Origin of the sequence: Peribacillus sp. NPDC101480 (assembly GCF_050277335.1) — a bacterium.
In the GTDB taxonomy this organism is placed as follows: Bacteria; Bacillota; Bacilli; order Bacillales; family DSM-1321; genus Peribacillus.
Genome location: NZ_JBNNSB010000015.1, coordinates 15331 through 39633 on the forward strand (window position 1 = coordinate 15331; position 24303 = coordinate 39633).

Below are 24303 nucleotides of genomic sequence, written 5' to 3' on the forward strand. Positions count from 1 at the left end.
TTTTATTTATTTATCTACTCCTGCATCTATTTTCCAGCTATTTTGTAACTTCCGGATATAAATGATCTGACCAATGTGATATGCGTTATGAGTTGACACATTTCCGAGTATTGCCCACCATTTCACGTGTCCAGGATAACCATTAACTTCTCTCTCAACTTTTTCTTCAGATAATAACTCTTGCCAACGTAAAAGCACCTCTAATAGTTGTTTTTTTAAGTCAGCAAAAGTATGATTTTCAGGAATAATAAAGCTGTTATTATTATTTCCTATTGAAGGCACAGCATCAACGTGAGATTTTTGGTACCTTGTTTGCCATGTTTGATTCCAATATAGTAGATGCTGCACAATTTCAGCAATACTATTACTTTCTTCGTTTGGCTTCCAAAATGCATGTTCCTCAGACAATCTTTCTATTGAATCTGAAAATGGTAGGTACCAACTTGGGTCATTAGCATTTGCCAAAAACTGATCCGATAAAACATCTTTTGCATGAACCATAACAAACACTCCTAATTTTTATATACTGTTTTTTCTAAATCTTTAAACAATATCATCTTATTATATTCTACATAGTATATTGATTGTCCTGTTCTTATTAAGCTAACCTGTCCCGATAGTTGAACAAGTAAAAATCCACACTAGAGACAATTAATGTTTTTATAACACAATGTTACAATAACACAAATGTATAGTGTAAATTTTGAGTACACTCATAGTAGACAATTAAGAATGCTAGTTTCAGTGGATTTTGTTTGTAAAAATTAAGTTGTATAATTCCCTTGATCCATTTTTAAATTTCAGATGTACTTTATCTTTTGGACATAAAAACACCCCTTTAGAGGATATTATCCAAAGGGGTAAAACGGTGTAACTTTATTATAAACATCGTGACCTTATTTCAAAGCCACATCATTTTCCCTTTAATTCAACTAAATAGTGTCTTACGGCACTTTCAACTAGTTCATAAACCGTCCTATCATGAATGATTGCTTGTATTTTTAGTTCCTTCATAAGTTCAACATCCATATCGAATGAAGAACGTTTTCTTATAACGTTGGTTCGTTCTATGGTTGGTGCTGATTGTTCGTTCGCTTGTTTGACCTGTTCTTTACCACGTTTTATGCAAACGTTAGAACGTTGGTTGGTATCGTTAATAGGTTCTTTATTTACATTAGTTGTAACGTTGGCCTTTGCTTTTCCTGCTGTTGCAAAGTCATAAATAAGCTGCTCTTGTACCGTTTCCTCGTCACCTTCACCAACGAAATACCAGCCTTTTTCGCCTGAATTTCTATACTCATAACCAGCTTTTTTCAATGCTTTTCTTAGTAATTTTTCTGAAAGATGAACATCAGCCTTTTTGGCAATATTCGCTGGTGTATCAGTTTTAATTAACTCCAAGATTTCCCCGATTTTCATTTAGTGCGCTCACGGGAAAACCAATACTTTGTTTTGATATTTCGATAAGTCCCAATGTCTTTGATCAGATCGGCAATAAGATCATAACCGCAATATGTGTGCCTCATCGTGCTAAATTCATCTAATGTGACATAATCATCACTCTTTAATTCAACGTGACACTCTCCACAACAAATGGCCATATCAACACCTCCAAAAAGTATATTGATATATTCGTCGAAACTTGGTGGCTATCCTTCTTTCGTACAAAAAAACAGGTCTATTGACGGTCCTTTAATGTTTGTTAGAATAGCTGCCTGTGAAGCTTTGAAAATAAGTTTGATAAAAAAATACCTAACAAGCCCTTATTCTTTTCTTGTGATTAGTATACAGTTTTTATAATATAGTTTTATTATTTTTGGTTATCCTTAATGAACTAATGCACCCGCTAGTTCAACAAGAAAAATGACCGCAACAGCGATTTATCTTTAGTCCCATTCAAAAGATTAACACTTGCATACCATTAAATGATTCCCATCAGGGTCTTTGAAATTAAACCAATGATTATGCATAATTTCTGTTGATAATTCCACTTTTCTTTCCTTAATATATTCATATGCTTCGTCTATATTATTACTGTTAAAATGAAAAACTGGAGTTTTAAAAATATTTTCCTCTGAATAAATCTTGCTATCTAAAACAATCCCTATTCCATTCATAGGTACAATATATAAGTGACCGTATAATATCTCACCAGCTGCTGCTAATCCCAATAAGTCACAATACCATTTTCGAGCTTTTTCAATATTACTTACGGGAATAAAAATTGTTCCGATTTGATTTAATATGGGGTTCATATTTCTCACTCCTAAACCGAATTTGTTAAATAAATTCATTCGCTTTAAATTTTATATTCCCTTCTTTATTCAACTAACCTGCCCCAATAGTTCCATAAAGAAAAAGCTGCCTTAAAGACAGCTCGGATCTTCAGCCTGTTAGTTCTATAAGAAAAGCGAACCTTATTCAAGAATCGCGCTCGATTACTGAATAACGAATATAAAACCTTGGTACCAAATGGCCTTGTCATTTATTTATGATACGGTTCACCGAATCTATTCAAGCCATAATTTTCCCACTTTAAATCGACGCTGCTGTGGAAGCAGCTGCTTGATCAGCCTTCACACAATCAATAGCAACAACGAGTGCGATAATAATGGTTTCCATCTCTTCATCTATTATTTGAACCTTGTAGCTATCGCCCCAAGTGAACCACTCCTTGCCCACTTTGCCTACGATTTTACCATTCTGTAAAATTTGAAAATCCATATCCCACCAATTACCATGTACTTCAATGCCTGCCGCATCAATTGTATAACGTGCTTTAAAGAAGGAAAATTCCTTCTTTATTGTTAATACCTCTCGACCATTCACCTCAACCAAAAACTTTGGTAAAAAGCTGAACACCTTTTTCGTAATGAGAGCTACTTCATCCCTTGCTGTATTCATAATGGAGAAAGTCTTTGGAACTTGCATAAAACTTCCCTCCACGTAATATATATCCTTCTCCTGCTGATCCTTTACTGTAAATTTCCCGCTAAGACTGAATACCTTCTGCTTTATATAAAGCTGCCTCATACTTATGCCTCCCAACCTTAAGTCTTTTACATTACTTACGTTTGAAATGGGCATTGGTTCCAATCGTATGCTTAAATTCCAAATAATAGCTCCACTCAAAAGCGCCTTCTTTTCGGTTCACTTTTGTAAAGTCAGCAATTCTTCCTTCGCAATCTGGCATAATTTTTTAATCAAAACTCATTTAGAAATCTTTGATTGAAAAGATAAAGTATCATTACTTTATCAAAAATTTGCATCTTTCTTACAAACATCGCAATTTCATTTTAAAGACACAATTACCAATGGAGGATTCCTAAGAAGATTAATAATAAAATCCAAGTATAAATTTAAGAAAAATTTTATATTTACCCCACTTTTTATTTTAAAAGTTTTTCCTATCCTATAAACAAATTACATCAAGGAGGAGACTAAAAATGAAGAAGAGCTGAAATTAAAACATAAATCTATTTACACACAAAGAATTAACAACCGGATACCAATTACTTAATAGTGAAATAAAATTATCAGAAAAAATAGCTGAAAAATTTCCGGAGATGATAGCATAGTGTAAAGTAAGTAGGATATAGCTTAGATTATAAATTTGAAATAGAATTAGGAATCGAGGATTTATATGGAAGAATCAAAAAAAAATCAAAAAAAAATAACTGCTGGCTTGTTGGCCGTATATTTATTTGCATTAACATGGATTATAGTCTTTAAAATGCAATTTTCATTTCAAGGCTTGCCGGATTTTAGGGAAATCAACTTAATCCCTTTTGCTGGATCAGCTAATGTTAATAATCAAATAGATTTTAATGAAATAATCTATAATGTACTTGCATTTATCCCATTTGGAATTTATATCAGTATGCTAAAACCAAATTGGTCTTTCTTGAATAAGATTGCAGTAATAGCAGGAGTTAGTTTGTTATTTGAAGTATTGCAATTCAGCTTTGCTATAGGAGCTAGCGATATAACTGACTTTATGGGAAATACATTAGGTGGAATTATTGGAGTTGGAGTTTATATTGTATTTTGTAAGCTGTTTAGTACAAAAGCAAATAAAATCCTTAATGTCTTAGCTTTGATCGGAACGATATGCATTGTTGCATTATTGCTGTTATTAATATATCTCAGGATTAGTGGTGTTATTATTTATAAAGTTTCCTAAGTAATTGGAAGAATTGCTGTTCATGAAAATTAACAGAGGGTATACCATCAATGACTCTGATACAGCAGGTTCTTTATTTATAAAACAAGAATGACAAATATCACAAGCCACCATTTTGAAGGTGGCTTTTTTTATATCCAGTAAACAAAGTAATGTAAATCCCATACAGTTAAAGGGTTTGGCACCTGTTCGTTTTTTATCATTCATGCATGATTTTATACATTTTTTCACATCAACGTTTTTGGCTTCTGAAAAAGCCTGGTTACTGCATAAAAATGTGGAGTTTATCTAACCTCTTATTCAATATAATTGCCCGATTGCGGAACAACTCTATTGTCACTCAACAATTACCTATCCACTTTTAATTCAGATGTACTTTTCCTTTCACTATAAAAATAATCCTTTTGATAACATCTAAAGGGGCAAAGCATCGTGACTTTATTCTAAATCCACAATTGACCCAACAACTATTAATTACCCTTAATTCATTTGATTTGCTCCGCCAACTCTAAAATAATTCCCTCTGGTCCACGACAGTAGCATAACTTATAACTATCTTCATATTGTTGTATCTCACTAAAGATTTCCGTACCTTTCTTTTTCAATTTGGCAACAAGTGCTTCAATATCTTCAACAGCAAATGCAATATGCCGGATACCCAGGGTATTTGCAAAAGGTTGCTGAATATCTTTTTCATCTGACGGCGTATGAAATTTAATTAGCTCTATCCATGCCTGACCGTCTGGCTTCCCCAATCCTACACATGCTACTTTAACGTCATTAAGCCCACTCATCTTATCCATCAATTCTCCTTCCATCTCCCATTCCCCTTGCACTTCAAGTCCAAAATCGAGAAAAAACTCTTTAGCAGCAGAGAGATCATTTACGATTACACCTACATGATCTATTCTGTGGATTTTCATATTTCATACCTCCTATGTTCCTGTTATTTTGCAATATCCTGTATTCTTAAATCTTAATTCTCTAACAACAGAAAATATCCTTCTTTAACAAACTGTCCCAATTGTTGAAGAAAGGTCAAAGAGCACTCTTCAACTATCCTTCCCCGTTAGAGCCATAAGAAAAAGCTGCCAGCACCGATCTTCAGTAACGCACCCTATGCTTTAAGTACAAGAATTTACTAACTTGCTTTCGATAAAAGAAAAGTTTGGTATCTTACTCCTCTGGTTCAACAATGAATAAAGGCTTCCGTGGAAACCTTTTAAACAGAGAGATTTAAAGTTATAAACTTTTCTTATGTTGACATCTTTTTTTACACACATTTTTTAATTGTCCAATCAAATAGAATTGCTCTGATATAGAATATTAAAAAGCAGAGGAGTGATTATTTGAATTTATTGGACATAAAAGGATCATATGAATTGATCGCTGGTTTGGGCAGCTGGTGTGGTCCTGCCCTCCATACAAAGAGGCATGATTTAAGAAGGAATTCATTTCCCTTGGATTGGGTTCAGTCTGGTTTTCTCCCTGAAGTAAATAGATTATTAAAGAATAAATTCGAGGGATATATGGAGTTAGAAAATATGCATGAGAAAAATATACTCGCTCATTTTGTTGATGAAGGAAATGTTGTTCTTGAACCAGGGGGTACTCAACCATCAAATGCCCATTTTATTCATGATAGCCAATATAAGATTGATTCCGTTCATGATTTTCCGAAGATACCAAACCAAGATTGGATTGTTCAATATCCAGCATTTAAAAATAAGCTGAATCATCGCATCCAAAACTTCCTTACAAAAATCGAACAAAGTAAAAATACTTTATTCATCAGATATGAGTGGTCAACGGCGAACTATGAAGATATTATTGAATTACAATCTATTTTATCTCAACTTACAACGGGTAAGTTTAACCTATTGTTTATGCAGCCGGTAGATGGTTTAAAAGGAGTTACAGACATGAACTGGCCACATGATGGGATATGCTTTGTACGAGTTCCTCGTAATGATCCCAGTAATAATGCCATTTGGGATCAGGTTTTAGAAGGGATATCATTAACGAATTAAAAAAGATGACCCTTTTATGCTGCCTCCTATATGAAGTATTTCATAAAAAGATAAATATATAGGCAGGGTTTCCTGGCTTTTTTTTATTAAATACTTTCAAATTAATATACAAAAATGAGTAATTGCTTTTTTCTGAAAAAATCAGAATAGTGCCATAAATATTGGATAAAATGTGAATATACTGGGTTACTAACCTGCCGTTAACTCCATAAGACTTATTGTGAATTTAACCCCAAACTAAGCTGATAGAAGTTCTGTAATAGCTCAAAATAGACTCTTGCTTTGATGCGGCTTGGCTGACAGTCGGCGGAAAGGGAGCGGATTTCTGAAATCACCTGGAACGTTTTTTAGAATAAAAAACTGCAGGCAAACTCTCTTTTCTTCAAGTTTGTCTACAGTCTGAGTAAATATATTTATATAAATGATAATTTGTCATAAACGTTTCCTCGAATTTTTTATGCTTATTAAAACAAAAAGAAGCGGCAAGTATAAAACAAGGAAGCCCACGCTGTATGGATTGATTATTTTATTTAATACATATAAGGAATCGACATCGAAAAAAAATATACTGACAAGCAATATGATTATGGACATTACCCATAAGGGATACATTTGCTGGACGTTGAATAAGCGCTTGACACCCCTGCTGGCAGCCCACAAAGGAATGACCATGTTGGGAATGATGACGATGGCCCACCAAGAAACAGTTATGTATTCGAAACGTTGAATAAAGGGGAATTCAATGACACTGGTCAATGAGAGTGTTGGCCATAGGGTAAGGACCAACTGTTTCTGTGAATAGAAGACTGTCGAAACAAAATAAAGTAATAGGATCAATAACGTAGTGGCCAAGGCTCCTCCATGAGCATATTTTTGTGATTTTTCAGGATTTTTGATGAATGGATAAAACATCAGGATCATTTCAAAACCAAGCATTGATAATGAAGTACTTCTAGTTCCTTTCATTATTTCCATTAAAGTATGATCGAAAATAGGAAGAAAACTAGTGAAATCAGCGTATTTAAAGCCATATAGAGGTACAATTAAAAGCCAGTATGAAACAATTACGGTTAAAAAGGCTATACCCGTAATGGTTCGGAAACCTCCCGTACATATATAATAAATCAGGATCAGGAAAACCAAAGCAAATGCCCAAGAAGGTATCTCTTCAAACATCCAAACATGAATTACATTTATATAGCCGATTATGACCGTCATTCCAAGGGCGAAAAAGTACAGAATGAATAGGAGACTAAAGATATTTCCGATCCATTTACCAAATGCATGATTATTAGCAGAAATGATATCACCGGGAACAATACTGAAAATCTTATATATAAGCCAAATTAATATATGAACAATCAGTCCGGCTAGGAGTATGGAGATCCAGCCATCGGTTCCCGTCGTCTTGGCTAAATCTCTTTGAAAATTTAACACGCCTAACCCAGTTTGCATGGAATGCAGTAAAAAAAACACATAAAATGGCGATACCTTATACTTTTCATTCACACCAGCTTGGTTCATACAGGACCCTCATTTATATCACTTATATTTCCTATGTTAATAATCTGGCTTTTACAGTAGTAATTTATTCAAAGGATACAAACGTTAAGTACCGAATCACAATCTCGCGACTGCTCTAGAATTATTCGGATTTCAACAACAACTTAAAGGAAGGTTACATTCCTAAATAGAATTGGTATCAATTCTACAACCTTTAACCTTCTCTTCTAAGATCTAAAAAACCTTAGGTAGGCTTCTCAATTGAAGGTTAAAAGCTAATTTACATAAAAATACGGCGTAAAAAATTTACACCGTTAAGTCTTTTTTTAAGAATTCTTATTTAGATTTGAAGCTTAGGAAACCATCGTCAACAGGGATTGTTTGACCATTAATTGCACTGGCCCCTTCACTAAACAAGAATGTAACTACGCTAGCTACTTGCTTCGGTTGGATGAGCTTTTCCCGCATATGCTGTGCAGCTAGAGCATTTTTCACTTCTTCATTGTCACCAAGTATTGGCGTATCGATGAATCCTGGAGCAACTCCTACGACTCGGATACCATGTTCAGCTAACTCTAATGCCCCGGATTTAGACATCATGACCACAGCTGCCTTAGCTGCGTTATAATTAAAGCTTCCAACTGCTGCCATTGTTCCATAAATTGATGCTGTATTAACGATAGTTCCTTTTACATTTAATTCAACCATCTTTTTAGCTCCATAATACATCCCATAATATACACTGTGTTGGTCAACATCAATGACCCGATGATATGATTCTGGATCCATCTCCAAGAAAGGTTTTACCAGACCAATTCCAGCATTGTTAAAGATCCCGTTTAAAGTACTGAATCTTTCTACTGTCCAATCAATAAGAGCACTAACTTCATCACCTTTTGATACATCAACTTTATAGGAAGCTGCAATACCAGATGCGGCTTCTATCTCAGCAACCACTTCCTTGGCAGAATTTTCATTATAATCTGCAATTACTACGGATGCACCTTTTGTTGATAGCTGCAATGCAGTCTCCTTTCCGATTCCGCTGCCCCCACCTGTTACTATAATTACTTTCCCGTTTAATTCGGTCATCATTTAGCCCCCTTCAACTTATGTACCATCTAATAACCTTCCATTTAAAGTTTTATCGTTTTATCTATTTTTAATACCGTAGACTTCTTATTGAGGTGTCCCGTTAGTTCAATGAAAAAAGCGATCCTATTAAAGAATCGCTCACGTTTGCTGAAGATTTATTGTCATTACATATTGAACTTTAGCCCCAATTAATTTAAAAGATTGATAACTATCTAGATTCCTGTAAAATTATTCTAGATTATAAAATATTTTCATTAATAAAAATCTGCATTTTTCCTGGTTACAGGAAAGCACCATCACTGTAAGGATGTTTAAAAAAACGGCCCATAGCACAATAATATAGGCAACGTATGTCTGTCTTTATTCCACAAAAGGAGGGGTATCCATTTGAAGATCTCTTCAATATCATTCAAAGAACCTCCAGTTTATCATGAATTCCCTCCCCTATATGAAGGTTTAGGGCTGCCTGAGTTATCTTCATTCATTCAGCAACGATTTGAATTCGCATATACCTTGGGGAAAGTCGAAAGGACGGGGCTTGGCAGCGTTCGTTTTTATAAACGGCAGGGTAATTTCGAAGTTCTTATACCTGATAAGTTACCAGGAGTGGGACCAATAAAGCTTCGGAAATTAAAGGGGTTGTTACTGGAGGAAGTAAAAACGGCTTTCATCGAAAATATTGAATCCGAACGAGAAAAGCGGAAGGTCTACTACGGAGAATTTCGTCGCCCTCGGAAAGACACTGAATAGGTGTGCTTTTCCACAAACTGGCGTCTGTTTGAGTAAGATCATTGTTGTCTTTTTGAATTTATTTTTAAAAGATTCCCACTAAAAAAGGTTACCGCAGCAACCTCCCTTATTTTAATGATCCGTTTTATTTTCATTATCTAAATCATCATCAAGAAAAGACTTATTATCTTCTTTAACCCCATATTTTTTTTCAAGAAATTGACCGATAATTGAATTGTTAATTCCTTTTCTTACTGCTGTTTCAATAACTATATAGAGAATGAATAACCCAACAGTAAAATAAACAAAAAACATTATAGCCTCCACTAAAAGTCCCCCAAACAATAATCCATCTTTTACTATATTTTACCACAAAATCCACATTACCTTTTTGAAATGCCCGATTGTTGCATAAAAAAAGGAGCTGCTGATCAGCTCCTTGAAATGAAATAATAGCTCCCAGTCAACCTCCGGTATAAACACTTTCACATGTTCCAGGTTTTGGTTCATAATAACAATGATTTTTAAATTGACCAGCAAAAGGTTGATCGTACCATGTTGGAGGACACGGGGCATATGGATTAAAATACCAAAGGGCATATTTCCCTGGGTGTTCCCTCCAATAATCCAAATTCTGTTTTGCTAATCTTTTTTCAGCAGATCTTGCTCTTTGATAAAATACATTACCTTTTTGAACTGCTTCAAAAGAATAATTTCCTCCTTGTACTTGATAAATGACCTGTGGAATTGTTCTTAAATCTATAAAGTCTATACAATTCGCTTTAAGACGATTAACAATTACATTTCCAACATATAACATCCCTTGTTTTCCTTCACCTTCGGCTTCTGCTCTCATCATCCTTGCCATTAAGTCGACATCTGAGCTCCGGTAACTTACTCTTGCCATTTTTTCACCCCAAAAATATCGTATGAAAAAAAGACCGCATTAATGTCATTGTTCATAAATTAAGATTGCTTATTTTTTTTAAAGCTTATCGTTTTTAAGCAAGCTAAGAACTTAAAGACAGCTACTTTTTGATTAATCACAGAAAGATTGTACCGGCAGAGTAAATCAATAATAGACACATAATTAACCGAAAGGACTTATCATGTTTAGCAAAAAAATCTTTAAAAAGCGAGCCGAATCCAGACCACAGAAGCAATGCCATCCATCCCAGAAAAATCGTTAAAGCTAAATATATAGCAACGAATTTAATCGACTCATTAAACGGTAAAATAACACACTCAACAGGCATTTGTTGAAGTTGTATTAAACAGGTTTAATGACACTGAGAAAATGAGTATCTAAAACGTTGTCATATATGCTAGTCAGAGAAGTGCCGAAGGAATCAAAATGCCTCCCTCCCTCATAGTTACTCGCAACAAAGCAGAAGTTTTGACGTTCCGCTTTGTTGCGAGTTTTTTCATATACATAAAATTTTTCAATTGACTTTTTATAAAAATTAAAATAAAATTCAAAGTACTTTAAATTAAACTACTCTAATTAGAGTACTACAAATTGAGTAAAATACTGAAATTAAAAGGATGGATTCAACATATGAAATTTACTGCATTCTTAAAAACAAGAGGTGCAACAGCGGCAATCTTTATGGGGATTTTCTATGCAGTTGCCATGCTAGGCATCTTCTTGCCTGGGTATACAGCCATTCCAGGAAATGTCGATAAATTACCGATCGCCATCATCAATGATGATGCTGGTAAAAATGGAGCGATGATCGCCGAAAATTTACAAGAAAATTTACCCTTTAAAGAAATCGAGACGGATATAACCAATAAACAAGCCTTAAAAGATTTGGAGCACAATGATTTAGCATTAGTCGTTCACATCCCAAAAACCTTCTCTGAGAATATACAAAAAGGTGAAGCGTCATCAAGCATCGATTTTACAATCAATGAGGCAGGGGCAACGGTCGTTTCTTCTACCATGAATGCGATCGTAACTGAAATTAACAGTCAGTTAAGCACACAATTCTCGCAACAAACAGCTCAGGGCGTATTGATGAACTTTAATGTACCAGAAAAGCAATCCGCTGAATTAGCCGAAAAGATTGAGAAATCCTATGTAGGAAATGTCGTTACAATCAACGAAATACCGGATGGCATGAATCATAATATGCTGCCTATGTTCTTAACAATGGCCGGTTATGTAGGGGCGATGATCGGGGCGATGCAATTAGTGGGTGCATTTAGAGCCAGCCGGGGAAAAGCAAGCAAAACACGGTTATTCACTTATGTGCAAATGGCTGCATTATTGATTGCAGTGGTTTCATCAATCATCGCTGTAGGTGTAGCATATTTAATTGACAAGCCGAGCGGTGACCTATTCTTCGGTATAGTAGGTCAACAAATACTAAACTATATGGTATGTTTTAATTTCACTGCGATTTTAATCTTCTTATTTGGTGAAGGCGGCATGATTTTAAACTTACCGATTTTATTAATGCAAACAATAGCTAATGGTGCCACTATCACACGTGATATGATGCATTTACCGTATGAATGGATGAGCCACATTTCACCGATGTATTACTCGGTGCAAGCATACTTTGCAAACCTATTTGGCAGCATCAGTCCAAGTCCATATATTTGGTCAATGGCTGCGGTAGGTGCCGTTGCAATGTTAATTAATATGGCTATTGTCGCGTTTTTACAAAAACCAATGCCAGTACAGGTTTCTGAAACAGAAGTTGAAAAGAAAGCGGCAGAAATCTCAGCTTAGTTTTTGCTACAATAAGGAGATAATACTTCTTAAAGGAGCGTAGTAAATGTCTATTCAAATTTTTATATTGAGCAAGCTGATGGAGGATAAAAACTATCCTTATAAATTAAAAAAACAGCTTTCAGAACCCATTCCGTTGGATCGCCTGGGTGGGTTAACTGAAAGTAAACTGTACTACCATTTTGAATCATTAGTAAAACAAGGTTTAGTCGAACCAGTTGAAGTCATAAAAGAAGAACATCGGCCTGATAAACAAGTATTTGCGATTACGGCTAAGGGTCGCGAAGAACTACCAAAGAAAATCTATAAATTATTTGAAAGTGCGGATGAAATTAAGGATATGATTGTAGGTTTAGCCAACATCAAGTATGTAGATCGGGACAAAGTAGTAGAAATACTAGAAAAAAAAGTAAAGTCCATCAAGGCTATTTGGGAGCAGCTAGGGAATTTCGAGTCAGAACCTAATGGCAACGAGAATATTCGTGAATTTTTGGGTAGCTATTTTTCGACCAGGACTGATCACACAATATATTGGTTTGAAGAGTTAATTAAAAGGATTAAGTCAAAGGAATTGTAAGTTTACTTTAAAGCAGGATTTTTGGCAGGTATTCCTAGCTTCAGATTAAAAATAAGATTTACGTGTAGATGGCGACCATGTTAATCACATAACCAAAAATAATAATAAAGCTATGTGAAACCTTATATTCACATAGCTTTTATTATATTTAAAAAACATACTCGGTATGAGCAAGGCAGACTGTAGACAAATTTGATATTAATTAGGATTGCCTACATTTTTTTGAGGGAGTGTTAGAATATGAACGTTGATTTCCACTCCAGGCACTCGCTTTCCGCGGGCGTTCCGGGAGCCTCCCCGGCGCCTATGCGCATTGCGGTGTCTCCCCTGGACACGCTTTTTCCGCAGGGGTCTCGAACACCCGATCCAATCAACTTTGTTTAAAAATTCAGATGGAATCCCTATTGTCGACAAACTCACTTACTCTATATGAGCAAATAATGTATTCCTATTAGATAGCTTTTAGAGCATGAACTGTTTGAATGTATCATCCACTTAGTCCATACCAAAAATTTTCCCATATATTCTGAATTCTAGGTTCCATATTCTCTTTTCCATAATAAGAAAATTCCATGAATATCCCATCAATCAAACAGAGATAGGACATGATTAAGTTCTCGATTGTCCCTTGGCGTATTTCTTTTTTGTCAATTCCTTCGACAAAGATATCATGTAAGATAGCGGAAAATGATTCTTCAGATCTAAGGAATTTATCATTTAATATGTGCTTCAAATGCTCCGGCGGAAAAATCATTGCCCTCTTTAAAAAAGTTGCTTTATCTTCATGGTTTTTATAATAGTTACAAGTATCAAGAAGGATATGCTTTAACTTTTCTTCAGAAGAGAGTGTATTTATTTCTTCGACAAATTGTTCGACCTGGTTTATATGCTCTTCTAGTATTTCTTCAAACAGACACAAGAAAAGGTCATCCTTATTTTTGAAATGGTTATAGATTGAGGGTTTTTGTATACCTACCCTCTTGGCAATTTCCGATAAAGCGGTTCCCTCGTATCCATACTTGGTAAAAAGCGTTAAGGAAATGTTTTTAATTTCATTTTTTGTCATAATGATCCCCCAAACTATCTAACGTTAGTTAATATCATTATAAACTCATTTCCCTTTTTAAACTAAATATTTGATGCTTCTGTTTCTCTAAATGATTAGAGAATTAGAATATGCTGGATAAAGATGTTTCTTCACTTTTATACACAACTTCCCCATCGTTTATTGTAAGTTCCACTTTAGCTTTGAGCACTTCACTTTCTGGAATATCGAAAAGATTTCTGTCTAAAACCACAAGATCAGCAAGTTTTCCCTCTTCTATTGTACCTAGCTCATGCTCCCTGAAACTTCCATAGGCTGAGCCATATGTATATGCTTGCAATGCCTCTGCCAAAGTGAGCTTTTGTTCAGGATGCCATTTGTTTTTTGGATCTCCACTGCTATCAACTCTTGTAATGGCAGTATATATTTGCCGCATAGGATTTAATGAGATGGAAACCGGAAAGTCTGTTCCTAATGCTAAAGATGCACCTGAATTTAAAAGCGACTTCGTCAGGAAAACATTTTTTTCCCTTTCAGGACCTATAATTGAAGAATATACCTCTCTTGATGAAGCAGCCATGTGATCAGGCTGCATCGAGGCAATGACCCCTAGTTTGGAAAAACGTTCAATGTCACCCGAATCGATTACTTCAATATGTTCTATTGTATGCCTTGAGTCTCTTTTTCCATTCTTACGTACTGCTTCTTCAAAAGCGTCTAAAGCTAAACGAATTGCCGCATCTCCAATAGCGTGAAACCGGATTCTAAATCCAAGTTCATCTGCTTTAACAACTCGATCAATCAATACTTCTGGATTTAGAGCTGGATGACCACAGATATCCACTTGATCGGAGTAAGGTTTCAGGAAGTAAGCAGTATGACCCGTGACTGTTCCATCAACAAATTGCTTTAATCCTGAAAATTGAAGTTTCTTTGATTCATATTTATTTCTCAGCTTTTGGGCTTTATCCAAATTGCCATCTAATTCAGGAGTGATATGAAATCTAGTCGTTAATTTTCCTTGCTTATCTAATTTCTCGAAAAGGTCATAGTCTTGAAGGAAGTCATCTATTGGAGCAAACAAATCGTTTACAGAAGTAATCCCATATTGCGATAACAATCTTAAATACTTTTTTAGTATCGTTTCTTTTTTATCTTGTGTTAACCGTAATGCCTCTTTTAAAACGATTTGCTGGGCTTCTTCATATAAAATCCCAGTAAGTAAACCATTCTTATCTCTTTCATAGCGACCAAAATCCGGATCACGTATATCCTCAGTAACTCCTGCTAAATCCATGGCCTTACTGTTCACCCATGTATAATGACCCTCAGCATGAAAAAGAACAACAGGACGATCTGGAATAACAGCATCAAGTATTTTATAATGGGGCTCTTGTTTATCATGCCAATAACCTGCGTCCCATTGCATACCAATAATCCATTCTTCCTCAGGACAGTCTTTAGAAAATTCCCGTACTTTTGCAGCTACTTCATGAGCTGACCCGGCTTCAAATAAATTTACACTATTTAAACTTAGGGCACTAAACATGATATGGAGATGAAAATCATGAAAACCAGGCATAATTAATTGATTTCCATAGTTAAATACTTTTGTCTCACTGCCTATAAAAGGTTCAATCTCCGCTTTTGATCCTACACTCATAATCTTGTCACCTAAGATAGCAATTGCACCAGACGTCGGCTCTTGTGCAAGCCCTGTAAAAATAGCATCACTGGAAAGAACAATATCCGCGTTTTTAATAGCCATGGAGTTTACCTCTTTTCATTCAAAATAATAAACAGTAACTGATCATTGCACTAGTTTTACATCAAATTCTTCTTTTTGCTCTGCAAAATTCAGTTCAGGAGGACGTTCCTTAAACATTTTAGTTAAGTACAATAAATATATGAACCCTACTGCCATCCAAGTAATCCCTAATACTAAAGAATGGATATCTAACTTTGTCATAAACAATATAGTTATACCGGTGCCTATTAAGGGAAGAAGTAAATATAAAACGATACTTTTAGGCGATCTCTGCTTCTGCCTCACAAAATAATGGATAAGCACTGAAAGATTAACGAATGTAAAAGCAAACAGGGCTCCAAAGTTAATGAAAGAAGTAGCTGTTGCGATATCCAAAAATACAGCACTCATTGCAACACAAGCAATGATTAGGATATTGAAAATGGGCGTTTGGAATTTTGGAGAAACATATCCGAAAACCCTCTTAGGCAGAACATTATCTCTCCCCATTGCATATAAGATCCTAGCTCCGCTGCCTCCTGAAGCTATTGCAGAAGCAGTAGCAGATGTCACTATCACAGAAATAAACAAACTATTCAGAAAATTACCCCCGGTATAAATCATGATATCCACTATAGCTGTATCAGGGTTCTTAAAAGCATTGAAGTTCGGGAAAATGGATTGTGCAAAATAGGTAGATGCAACAAATAATACCCCCCCGATCAATGTCGTAGCATAAATAGCTTTAGGAAGTGTTTTTTTCGGATTTTTGGTTTCTTCAGCTAATGTAGTAACCGCATCAAACCCAAGAAAACTAAAACATAATAGAGGTACAATCGAGAGCAGATTATTAAAATTTACGTCAGGACTAAAAAACGGATCCTTCGAAAACAGCTCTCCGGTACCTTTTCCTGCTAAAAGTCCATTTATACAAAGCAGGCTGAAGATAATGATAAAAAAAAATTGAAATAACACCAAAAAGGTATTCACATTTGCAGCAACCTTAATCCCAAAAATATTAATGGTAGTCACACCTATAATAAAAGAAATAATAACTGCAATGATAGGAATACCAGGGAAGTAAGCATTCACCATAATCCCAAAAAGTAAAGCACTGATCATAGGACTGAAAAGATAATCCAATAAAATTACCCATCCTACCAGAAAACCAAGATGTGAATTAATTCCTTTCTGCACAAAGGTATAAGCTGAACCTGTAGTCGGATACACCTGAACCATTTTTGCGTAACTATATGAAGTGAACAGCATGACAATTAAAGCAATTATATATGCTGTCGGAATCATTCCCTGGGTACGATCAATGGCGATACCATATGTGCTAAAGACTGTCACAGGCGCCATAAAGGAAAGTCCAAATACAATAACATATCTTGTATTTAGTGAACGCTTAAGCTCGGGTAATCCTTTCATCGCAAAGAGCTGCCCCCTTTATCTAATGTAATGACTGCTTTTTATTGATTGACTTCTTTCGTACTTAATGCTGCTAGGCTGGCAAACTCATGTACAAGTGTTGCTGCTAAAAGTGAAGTGATTTGACTTGGATCATATGATGGCAGCACTTCAACCACATCATATCCTATAAAGTTAAAGTCAGTTAGGGCACGAATCATTTTAAGTGTTTCAAAGCTGCTAAAACCGCCTGCTTCAGGTGTACCTGTACCTGGAGCAAAAGAAGGATCAACGAAATCTATATCAAATGTCAAGAAACAAGGTGTGTTACCAATGGTTTTTCTAATCTCTTTCAAAACATCTTCAAATCCACGATTGGAAAGTTCACCAGTTGTAATCAAACGATAACCTAAATCAAGACTTGCCTGTAAATCTCCAGAGTGGTTTAGCGTACCTCGGATTCCTACTTGAAATACTTTATCTGCCTGCAGCAAACCTTCTTCGTGTGCACGTATAAATGGAGATCCATGCCAATATTTTTCCTCATAATATGTATCCCAAGTATCTGTATGGGAATCAAAATGAATCATGGCTACCGGGCCATATACCTTTGCCGCAGCTCGTAAACTAGCTAAAGTGACAGAATGATCTCCCCCTAATCCAATAGGTATGACCCCTTTGGACATCAATTCAAACATGGACTCCTTCATTAGATCATAACTTCGATGAATATTATGGGGAATAACAGGGATATCCCCTATATCAATGGCATTCAATTGTTCAAAAGGATATACCTTATGAATAGGATGATAAGGAAACAGGGTCATGGATGCTTGGCGAATGGCTTGAGGAGCAAACCTGGCTCCCACCCTAAAAGAAGCTGCTGTATCAAAGGGCATACCCACAATTGCCAGCTTTGCATCATGCTTTTGAGAAGGTAAACGCATAAAGGTTCCTGTTGTACAAAACTCTGGCTTTACATCTGGTGTAAGTGGATATTTCATAAGTATCATCTCCTGGTTTTAAATAAAAATCTTTTCATATAAATTTACAGACACAAGGTGTAATCGCTTACAACCTATGATTCATTAAATTACTTTTTATTTCTAACACCTACTTTTAGAATTTTATTAACTAACGGTAGTTAGTATTAAACCAAATATAAACATAGTTGTAAAAAAAGTCAAACTATTTTTTATTGTCTATTAATTCCTCTTTTTGATCAAAGTAGCCTTTTCTTTCAATCCTCCTCTATTAAATTAAATCCACCTATTCTTGTTATACTAGCTGCCTGCAAAAGCAACTCCCAGACTGTAGACAGATTCGAAGAAAGCAGTTTGCCTACAGTTATTTTCTTTGAATTTGTCTACAGTTGATTTCAGAAATCCGCTCCCTTTCCGCCGACTGTCTGCCAAGCCTCCTCGACGCAAGCGTCTGTGGGGTCTCGGCTAGCCAGTTATTCGGCAGGAGTGTCGCGAATTTCTTCCATCCATTAAGGATTACTGTAAAAAAACATGAAAGATAATCTAGTACAGTTGATTGATCAGGTGTTCGAGACTGCTGCGGGAAAAGCGCGCCGAGGAGGCTCCCGGACCGCCCGCGGAAAGCGAGTGCCTGGAGTGGAAATCAACGGTCGAGGGGTTTTATAAACCCTCATAAAAACTGAGATAAAGTAAAGAATTGCGCCCTTTTATGGAATAACACCTGAGCTTCTAGATAACTATAAAAACCTTCTAGAAATTTACACAAGTTTCTTAACAAATAAGACCCCTTAGTTTGGTCCATCATTTTTCTGAACTTTGGAGATTATTAGTAATATCAACGGAAGAATAAACCCGAATGTCATTGCATAAAACGGCCAGATTCCTGAAATGAATTTACTATAATGGACGATATTGGGTGTCATAATGAATGTAAAGGCAATCAAAAGGATACCAAACGGAAAAATCAGAGGACGATAATCTTGCAATTTAAACGTTTGTGCCAAGCCTAAAACGGTCACATAAAAAAACAAACTAAATCTAATAAAAATGGTGATGAACCATATTATGGCTAGTATTGCTTCCAGCCGCATCATGAAATCACCGATATTTATTTTCTTAGCCAACATATAGATTGGATAATTTTGTCTTGCTGTTGACTCTGGACCAAGTACAAGAAGTGCTAACATGGTTATAATGATCAAAACACTTCCAGCCAACACTTGACCGACAAAAAGGCTTTTTCTTATTCTGTCTTTTTGACTTACGAACGGGAGAATCATTAGAATCGCAACCGGTTCAATAAACGGAAAAACAATAAATGGTATAGATCCCCGTATAACCGGTTTCAATCCCCCCTCCCATATGGGTTGCAGGTTTTGAAATTTAATCTCAGGAAGTAGAAGAATTATCAATGTTGATACAAGTAATACAACAAATGGGAAAAATATTTCTGCGCTTCGGGCCAAAGGTTCCAAACCAAGACGTGCGGCCATGAGGACGACACTCATAAATAGAATCATGATCACTTGATTTGGAGTATCAGGCATAATATGACTTATCATAAAATCCCCAATTTCACTCAGATAAGTCGCTGTGGTTATAAAAAAGTAGCTTATAAATAAAAGAGAAATTGCTATTCCCAGCCACTTACCCAGAATTTTTTGGCTGTATTCCACTAATGTTAAATCAGAATAGCATTTCCTTAAAGCGTCATATATAAAAACAACCAATAACGGTGCTATCACCACGCTTATAATACCCGAAATCCAACCATCTTGTTTAGCTTCAGAAGCGACAATGGAGGGAATGACTAATATAGAATCTCCAAGCGTATATAAAATCACTAATATCGTCAGTTGACGGCTTCCGATCTTACCCTTCTCGAGCATTTTCATAAGTTCCTTTCACGACAAAACGGTAAAGTGTTATATACAAAAGGCAGAAATTCTGATTCCATAACCATTATTGACAGAAGAAGAATATACAAACCCTGCTGAATACAAGTTATTTTTTTGCCACTTCAAGCCGCAGGCAGTTTGAAAAATTAGAAATAATGTGTTTTATAAATCCTGACTCCCCTTGTTAGGAGATAACTTAGAGCTTCGATTCACTTTTTAATAATTCCGGAATACTGCGCATTATAGCTGCCCCTATGGCCCCATAAAAAAAGAGCTGCATAATCAGCCCAAACTGTAGACAAACTCTTTGAAAATTAAGTTTTTCTCAGTTTTTTGTTCGCTCTCCCCGTTTAATTAAGACAATACATATTCTTGCATTTAACGTGCCAATTTTATTAGCCAGGAATATTTTCTGCGCAAACTATATAGCGAAGGCCACTAAAATTTTTAGCAATCTTTGTTATTAATACCAGAACGATATTATCACTTTAAACAACTAAAAATGTTCCTTATTTAACACAATGAGTGGACATGTGTGTTATTTTAACACCACTATTTTACTTTACTACAACATTTAACCTAACGTCCCTCACCAAAAAAAACAAATTTTAATGTTCATTTTCCCTGTTTCGTTTTCCTTCAAAATATATGAATGCCGAAAGAACAATGATTGCAATTAATACAATGTCAGTTAACCAAAATAAGTCCATATCCGTGATATACCCAACCATATTAGCAATAGGAAGCGCGAATATGAAAATTAGTAATAAAACATCTTTTTTGCTTTGTTTCCGTTTTTCAAAAAACAACCCCAGTATTTTTTCAAAAAATACTCCCATTTTAAACACCCCTTAATTTTTCCACTCTAAATTAAACTAAAGTCCGCCGTCTAAACCGTCAATCTTTATCGTGAGCTCAAGCAGGTTCGCGACGCTAAGCATTTTTTTCCGCACCCTCATTTCTTTAACATTTCAAATTTCATGAGTATGAGCAGCCTTTAGATGTTCAAAATAAGATAAGGGCGGATCACTTAACATCAAGGTAATTAATAAAAAACAAAAAATATATTGAAATATCAATTTAATTTAGTTATAATACTGTACGGTCTTAGTATTACTGTTTATATAATTTTTAGAAAATTTAATAATTTTCTAAAATAGCAAATTTTGGTTTTTCGGAGGGTTTATTTTGTCTAATAAGGTACCATCTTCATTTATAGTAGTGATTGGGTTCATGTTATTTGCCCTTTTCTTTGGGGCAGGGAATTTAATTTTCCCGCCAATGCTTGGTCAATCAGCAGGTATGAATATATGGTCAGCTAATGCAGGATTTTTGGTCACAGGAGTAGGATTACCGTTACTTGGTGTGCTGGCACTCGGTTTTTCTGGAAAAGATGACTTACAATCATTAGCGAGCCGTGTCCATCCAGTCTTTGGTATTGTATTCACAACCGTTCTTTACTTAGCCATTGGTCCATTATTCGCAATGCCTAGAACAGGAAACGTTTCTTTTGAGATCGGTGTAAAACCTTTTTTACCTGAAGATTCAGGTCCATTGCCTTTACTTATTTTCACCATCATCTTTTTTACAGTTTCGTGCCTTCTTTCGCTCAATCCTGCGAAAATTGTCGAAATTGTGGGGAAAGTTTTAACACCGATCAAGTTGACATTCATTGGAATCCTGGTGGTAGTCGCTTTCGTTAATCCAATTGGAGATTTTCAAGCACCTGCAGAGCACTATATGGTTCAACCATTTTTCAATGGGTTCAGAGAAGGTTATTTAACCATGGATACCCTTGCATCTTTTGTTTTTGGAATCATCATCATTAATGCCATCAAAGAAAAAGGGGCTAAAACAAAAAAACAAATAATGATCGTTTGTGGGAAAGCGACTGCCATTGCGGCTGTTATTCTTGCCACCATTTATACAGCTCTTTCTTATATGGGTGCTTCAAGCGTTGGGGAACTTGGACGCTTGGATAATGGAGGCATTGTCTTAGCGAAAGTCTCGGATTATTACTTTGGAGCATATGGTGGGCTATTATTAGGATTAATGATCACAGTGGCTTGCATAACGACAAGCGTAGGACTCATTACATCTTGCTCGACATACTTCCATAAGCTATTTCCAAATCTGCCTTACAAAACGATTGCCATAAGTTTATCCATATTCAGTGCAATTATTGCCAATATTGGACTAACCGAGTTAATTGCCATTTCCGTACCTGTTATGACAGCCATTTATCCATTGGCCATTGTTTTGATTTTCCTAACATTTCTTCATTCTTTATTTAAAGGAAGACCTGAAGTTTATCAAGGCAGCTTACTTTTAACATTCATCGTCAGTTTATTTGATGGATTAAATGGAGCAGGTGTACACATTTCATTCATCAATGATTTCTTCACTGCAATACTTCCTATGTATGAGGCAGGACTAGGATGGGTCATTCCTGCCATTGTTGGAGGATTCATTGGGTATGCCAGCAGCGTCTTAAAGTCGAAATTCAATCACCAAATAGATTAATGATATAAATCAGTCCAGGAATATTGACTGTAGACAAATTCGAAGAAAAGCGAGTTTGCCTACAGTTTTTTTCTTTGACAAACGTTTCAGCGATCGTCTGCCAAGCAGTTATTCGGCAGATTTGTCGACAAACTGATATGGATAGCAGGCCATTAAAAAAACACATTCTTTAATTTCTTATTCATTCCGTAATTTCTTCAGCAACTGAAAAATCTGTCCTCGATGATGTGATTCATGTTCAACCAAATGGTAAACGACCCATTCAGGCGTGACGTCATATTGTTCAAGTACCCTCGGTTTACGCCAATCCGTTAGGTCCATTGTGCGAAAGTTTGAAAGAAATACTTCACGTACATTATTGAGGCGGTAGAAATGTTCTTCTAATGTTTGTCCTTCAATGTGGTTTAGGGAGCCATCTTCGGCACGACATCCTAATGGAAACAACGCGCGTATTTCCGAATCCCATTCCGAAACAAGGACCTCCTCGTATAACCAATCTGCCTCTATCAGAGCTATGTGATACAACATCGAGCCAATCGTTTGCCTTTCATCGATTTTCGTATCAAGTATATTTTGGCTGATTCCAGTCAATTTCGTTATCAACGTACGGCGAACATCTTCTAAACACCATAGCCACCGCCCAATTTCTTCTTCATATCCCGGTAATGCTGATACCAGTAAAGCTCTTCTCTCCACTAAGATCAATCCTCCTCTTCATCAACATACATTCTATTTAAAATTGGTGTCACCTCCTTTTTAATAGAAAATACCCCTTTAGGGCAGGACAAAAAGAGCAATCTTTAAGATTGCTCTTTCGCTTGTTCATGTTTTTTCGTTTTATGTTATTCGATATCTTCGAAATTAACTACCCAAAAAAAGATTGGCTCTCATCTCGTCTGATATACGCCTGCTTTTTAGATAATCCTGTTCCCGTTCTTGTTCAACCATCATGCGCTGCTCCAGTTTTTGAGCATATAGTGCATAGCCGATTCCATGAGCCTGAAACATCGCTTTTTCCATTGCCGACGTGTACGTTAATTCGAGAAAATTAATGAAGAATCAATCCTTCCCATAGTGAATTTCGTACTCATCTTATCATTGAAATTGATAACTAACAAAGTTGCTACGGCTCCATATTCACTGATAATTCAGATTTTTTAACGATTCTTTCCATCTCCGTGTCCATAAACGCCAAATTCCTCCATCTTCCTCTAATTTCCTTTTTTCATTCACAAAAAGATAATCTTATTATTGAGCAGGTTAAGGGATTGGAGTTGTTTTTTTAAGACAAATTAAAAATCCCATTAACAAACCTTTTGTTAATGGGACTGAATGTTTATTTATATGAACCGAAAATTTCCTTTGCCAATCTACGCCCAGTAGGAGTCGCAGCCAGGCCGCCTTCTGCCGTTTCACGAAGTGCAACTGGCATGGTCAATCCTATTTTATACATGGCATCGATAACTTCGTCACATGGAATGCGGCTCGTAATGCCTGCAAGCGCCATATCAGCTGCCGTTATCGCGTTGGAGGCACCCATTGCGTTACGTTTCACGCAAGGAACTTCGACCAATCCAGCCACTGGATCACAAACCAGTCCAAGCATATTTTTCAATGTGATTGCCATCGCTTCTGCGGCTTGGCTTGGTGTACCGCCGGCCAGTTCCACTATCGCAGCTGCGGCCATTCCGCTTGCCGAGCCCACTTCTGCTTGGCAGCCGCCAGCCGCTCCAGAAATGGAAGCGTTGTTTGCAACCACGAATCCGAAGGCAGCGGAAGTGAAAAGAAATTCAATCATCTCTGCCCGGGTCGGGTTTAATTTTTCTTTCACGGCAAATAA

General features: G+C 36.1%; 24 protein-coding genes and 1 pseudogene. 7 read left to right on the forward strand and 18 right to left on the reverse strand.

Annotation, left to right across the window (positions count from 1 at the left end):
* Nucleotides 1-6: 6 nt before the first annotated feature.
* From ACQKMF_RS25890 to ACQKMF_RS25905, 4 genes are all read right to left on the reverse strand, one after another.
* Nucleotides 7-501, reverse strand: a complete 495-nt coding sequence (locus ACQKMF_RS25890; RefSeq protein WP_402940279.1) for a DinB family protein — start codon at nt 499-501, stop codon at nt 7-9.
* A gap of 411 nt (nt 502-912) precedes the next feature.
* Nucleotides 913-1419 carry a hypothetical protein gene (locus ACQKMF_RS25895; RefSeq protein ID WP_402940276.1) on the reverse strand — a complete coding sequence of 169 codons (507 nt, stop codon included), beginning with the start codon at nt 1417-1419 and terminating at the stop codon, nt 913-915.
* Between the two features lie 485 nt (nt 1420-1904).
* Nucleotides 1905-2255 carry a VOC family protein gene (locus ACQKMF_RS25900; protein WP_260356619.1) on the reverse strand — a complete coding sequence of 117 codons (351 nt, stop codon included), beginning with the start codon at nt 2253-2255 and terminating at the stop codon, nt 1905-1907.
* 280 nt (nt 2256-2535) lie between these two features.
* Entirely contained in the window at nt 2536-3033 is a 498-nt protein-coding gene (locus ACQKMF_RS25905; protein WP_427575557.1) for an LURP-one-related/scramblase family protein, read from the reverse strand.
* A gap of 437 nt (nt 3034-3470) precedes the next feature.
* Between ACQKMF_RS25905 and ACQKMF_RS25910 the strand changes: the two are divergent.
* Nucleotides 3471-3575, forward strand: a pseudogene (locus tag ACQKMF_RS25910) (D-Ala-D-Ala carboxypeptidase VanY); the annotation flags it as partial.
* A gap of 68 nt (nt 3576-3643) precedes the next feature.
* Nucleotides 3644-4183 carry a VanZ family protein gene (locus tag ACQKMF_RS25915; protein WP_402940267.1) on the forward strand — a complete coding sequence of 180 codons (540 nt, stop codon included), beginning with the start codon at nt 3644-3646 and terminating at the stop codon, nt 4181-4183.
* A 485-nt stretch (nt 4184-4668) separates the two neighbouring features.
* Here the strand turns inward: ACQKMF_RS25915 and ACQKMF_RS25920 are convergent, their stop codons facing one another.
* A complete protein-coding gene (locus ACQKMF_RS25920) occupies nt 4669-5106 on the reverse strand; it encodes a VOC family protein (RefSeq protein ID WP_402940264.1) in 438 nt (145 codons plus the stop codon).
* Nucleotides 5107-5532: 426 nt separating this feature from the next.
* Here ACQKMF_RS25920 and ACQKMF_RS25925 point away from each other — a divergent pair, with 426 nt between their 5' ends.
* Nucleotides 5533-6213: a DUF1796 family putative cysteine peptidase gene (locus ACQKMF_RS25925; RefSeq protein WP_427575560.1), complete on the forward strand. Its 681-nt coding sequence runs from the start codon at nt 5533-5535 to the stop codon at nt 6211-6213.
* 432 nt (nt 6214-6645) lie between these two features.
* Here the strand turns inward: ACQKMF_RS25925 and ACQKMF_RS25930 are convergent, their stop codons facing one another.
* Nucleotides 6646-7737 (reverse strand): GerAB/ArcD/ProY family transporter, encoded by a 1092-nt coding sequence (locus ACQKMF_RS25930; protein ID WP_402940258.1) that lies wholly within the window; start codon nt 7735-7737, stop codon nt 6646-6648.
* A gap of 315 nt (nt 7738-8052) precedes the next feature.
* Nucleotides 8053-8808 (reverse strand): SDR family NAD(P)-dependent oxidoreductase, encoded by a 756-nt coding sequence (locus tag ACQKMF_RS25935; RefSeq protein WP_402940255.1) that lies wholly within the window; start codon nt 8806-8808, stop codon nt 8053-8055.
* A 390-nt stretch (nt 8809-9198) separates the two neighbouring features.
* Between ACQKMF_RS25935 and ACQKMF_RS25940 the strand changes: the two genes are divergently transcribed.
* The gene (locus tag ACQKMF_RS25940) at nt 9199-9561 is read left to right on the forward strand and encodes a hypothetical protein (RefSeq protein WP_402940252.1); all 363 of its coding nucleotides are present in this window, start codon (nt 9199-9201) and stop codon (nt 9559-9561) included.
* Nucleotides 9562-9672: 111 nt separating this feature from the next.
* On the opposite strand, the gene ACQKMF_RS25945 is transcribed toward ACQKMF_RS25940, so the two are convergent.
* On the reverse strand, nt 9673-9867 hold the full coding sequence (locus ACQKMF_RS25945; protein WP_402940249.1) for a hypothetical protein: 195 nt from the start codon (nt 9865-9867) through the stop codon (nt 9673-9675).
* A 136-nt stretch (nt 9868-10003) separates the two neighbouring features.
* Nucleotides 10004-10447 (reverse strand): cell wall hydrolase, encoded by a 444-nt coding sequence (locus ACQKMF_RS25950; RefSeq protein WP_101224760.1) that lies wholly within the window; start codon nt 10445-10447, stop codon nt 10004-10006.
* A 651-nt stretch (nt 10448-11098) separates the two neighbouring features.
* Here ACQKMF_RS25950 and ACQKMF_RS25955 point away from each other — a divergent pair.
* Together ACQKMF_RS25955 and ACQKMF_RS25960 are read left to right on the forward strand one after the other, a co-directional pair.
* Nucleotides 11099-12280, forward strand: a complete 1182-nt coding sequence (locus ACQKMF_RS25955; RefSeq protein WP_427575563.1) for a YhgE/Pip domain-containing protein — start codon at nt 11099-11101, stop codon at nt 12278-12280.
* Between the two features lie 46 nt (nt 12281-12326).
* Nucleotides 12327-12857 (forward strand): PadR family transcriptional regulator, encoded by a 531-nt coding sequence (locus ACQKMF_RS25960; RefSeq protein WP_230177750.1) that lies wholly within the window; start codon nt 12327-12329, stop codon nt 12855-12857.
* Between the two features lie 487 nt (nt 12858-13344).
* Here the strand turns inward: ACQKMF_RS25960 and ACQKMF_RS25965 are convergent, their stop codons facing one another.
* From ACQKMF_RS25965 to ACQKMF_RS25990, 6 genes are all read right to left on the reverse strand, one after another.
* Nucleotides 13345-13923, reverse strand: a complete 579-nt coding sequence (locus ACQKMF_RS25965) for a TetR/AcrR family transcriptional regulator (protein WP_101224765.1) — start codon at nt 13921-13923, stop codon at nt 13345-13347.
* 103 nt (nt 13924-14026) lie between these two features.
* Entirely contained in the window at nt 14027-15670 is a 1644-nt protein-coding gene (locus ACQKMF_RS25970; RefSeq protein ID WP_427575566.1) for an amidohydrolase, read from the reverse strand.
* Between the two features lie 42 nt (nt 15671-15712).
* Nucleotides 15713-17080 carry an APC family permease gene (locus tag ACQKMF_RS25975; protein WP_427575568.1) on the reverse strand — a complete coding sequence of 456 codons (1368 nt, stop codon included), beginning with the start codon at nt 17078-17080 and terminating at the stop codon, nt 15713-15715.
* A 41-nt stretch (nt 17081-17121) separates the two neighbouring features.
* Entirely contained in the window at nt 17122-18063 is a 942-nt protein-coding gene (gene speB, locus ACQKMF_RS25980; protein WP_137018541.1) for an agmatinase, read from the reverse strand.
* A 767-nt stretch (nt 18064-18830) separates the two neighbouring features.
* Entirely contained in the window at nt 18831-19931 is a 1101-nt protein-coding gene (locus ACQKMF_RS25985) for a GerAB/ArcD/ProY family transporter (RefSeq protein ID WP_427575570.1), read from the reverse strand.
* A 617-nt stretch (nt 19932-20548) separates the two neighbouring features.
* A complete protein-coding gene (locus ACQKMF_RS25990) occupies nt 20549-20779 on the reverse strand; it encodes a hypothetical protein (RefSeq protein ID WP_101224770.1) in 231 nt (76 codons plus the stop codon).
* 349 nt (nt 20780-21128) lie between these two features.
* Between ACQKMF_RS25990 and brnQ the strand changes: the two genes are divergently transcribed.
* A complete protein-coding gene (gene brnQ, locus ACQKMF_RS25995; RefSeq protein WP_101224771.1) occupies nt 21129-22463 on the forward strand; it encodes a branched-chain amino acid transport system II carrier protein in 1335 nt (444 codons plus the stop codon).
* A gap of 177 nt (nt 22464-22640) precedes the next feature.
* Here the strand turns inward: brnQ and ACQKMF_RS26000 are convergent, their stop codons facing one another.
* The 3 genes from ACQKMF_RS26000 to sdaAA all read right to left on the reverse strand — a co-directional run.
* A complete protein-coding gene (locus ACQKMF_RS26000; protein WP_230177755.1) occupies nt 22641-23159 on the reverse strand; it encodes a DinB family protein in 519 nt (172 codons plus the stop codon).
* A gap of 165 nt (nt 23160-23324) precedes the next feature.
* The gene (locus ACQKMF_RS26005; RefSeq protein ID WP_170971720.1) at nt 23325-23471 is read right to left on the reverse strand and encodes a hypothetical protein; all 147 of its coding nucleotides are present in this window, start codon (nt 23469-23471) and stop codon (nt 23325-23327) included.
* Between the two features lie 328 nt (nt 23472-23799).
* A partial coding sequence (sdaAA, locus tag ACQKMF_RS26010; protein ID WP_427575573.1) for an L-serine ammonia-lyase, iron-sulfur-dependent, subunit alpha occupies nt 23800-24303 on the reverse strand: 504 nt, incomplete at its 5' end.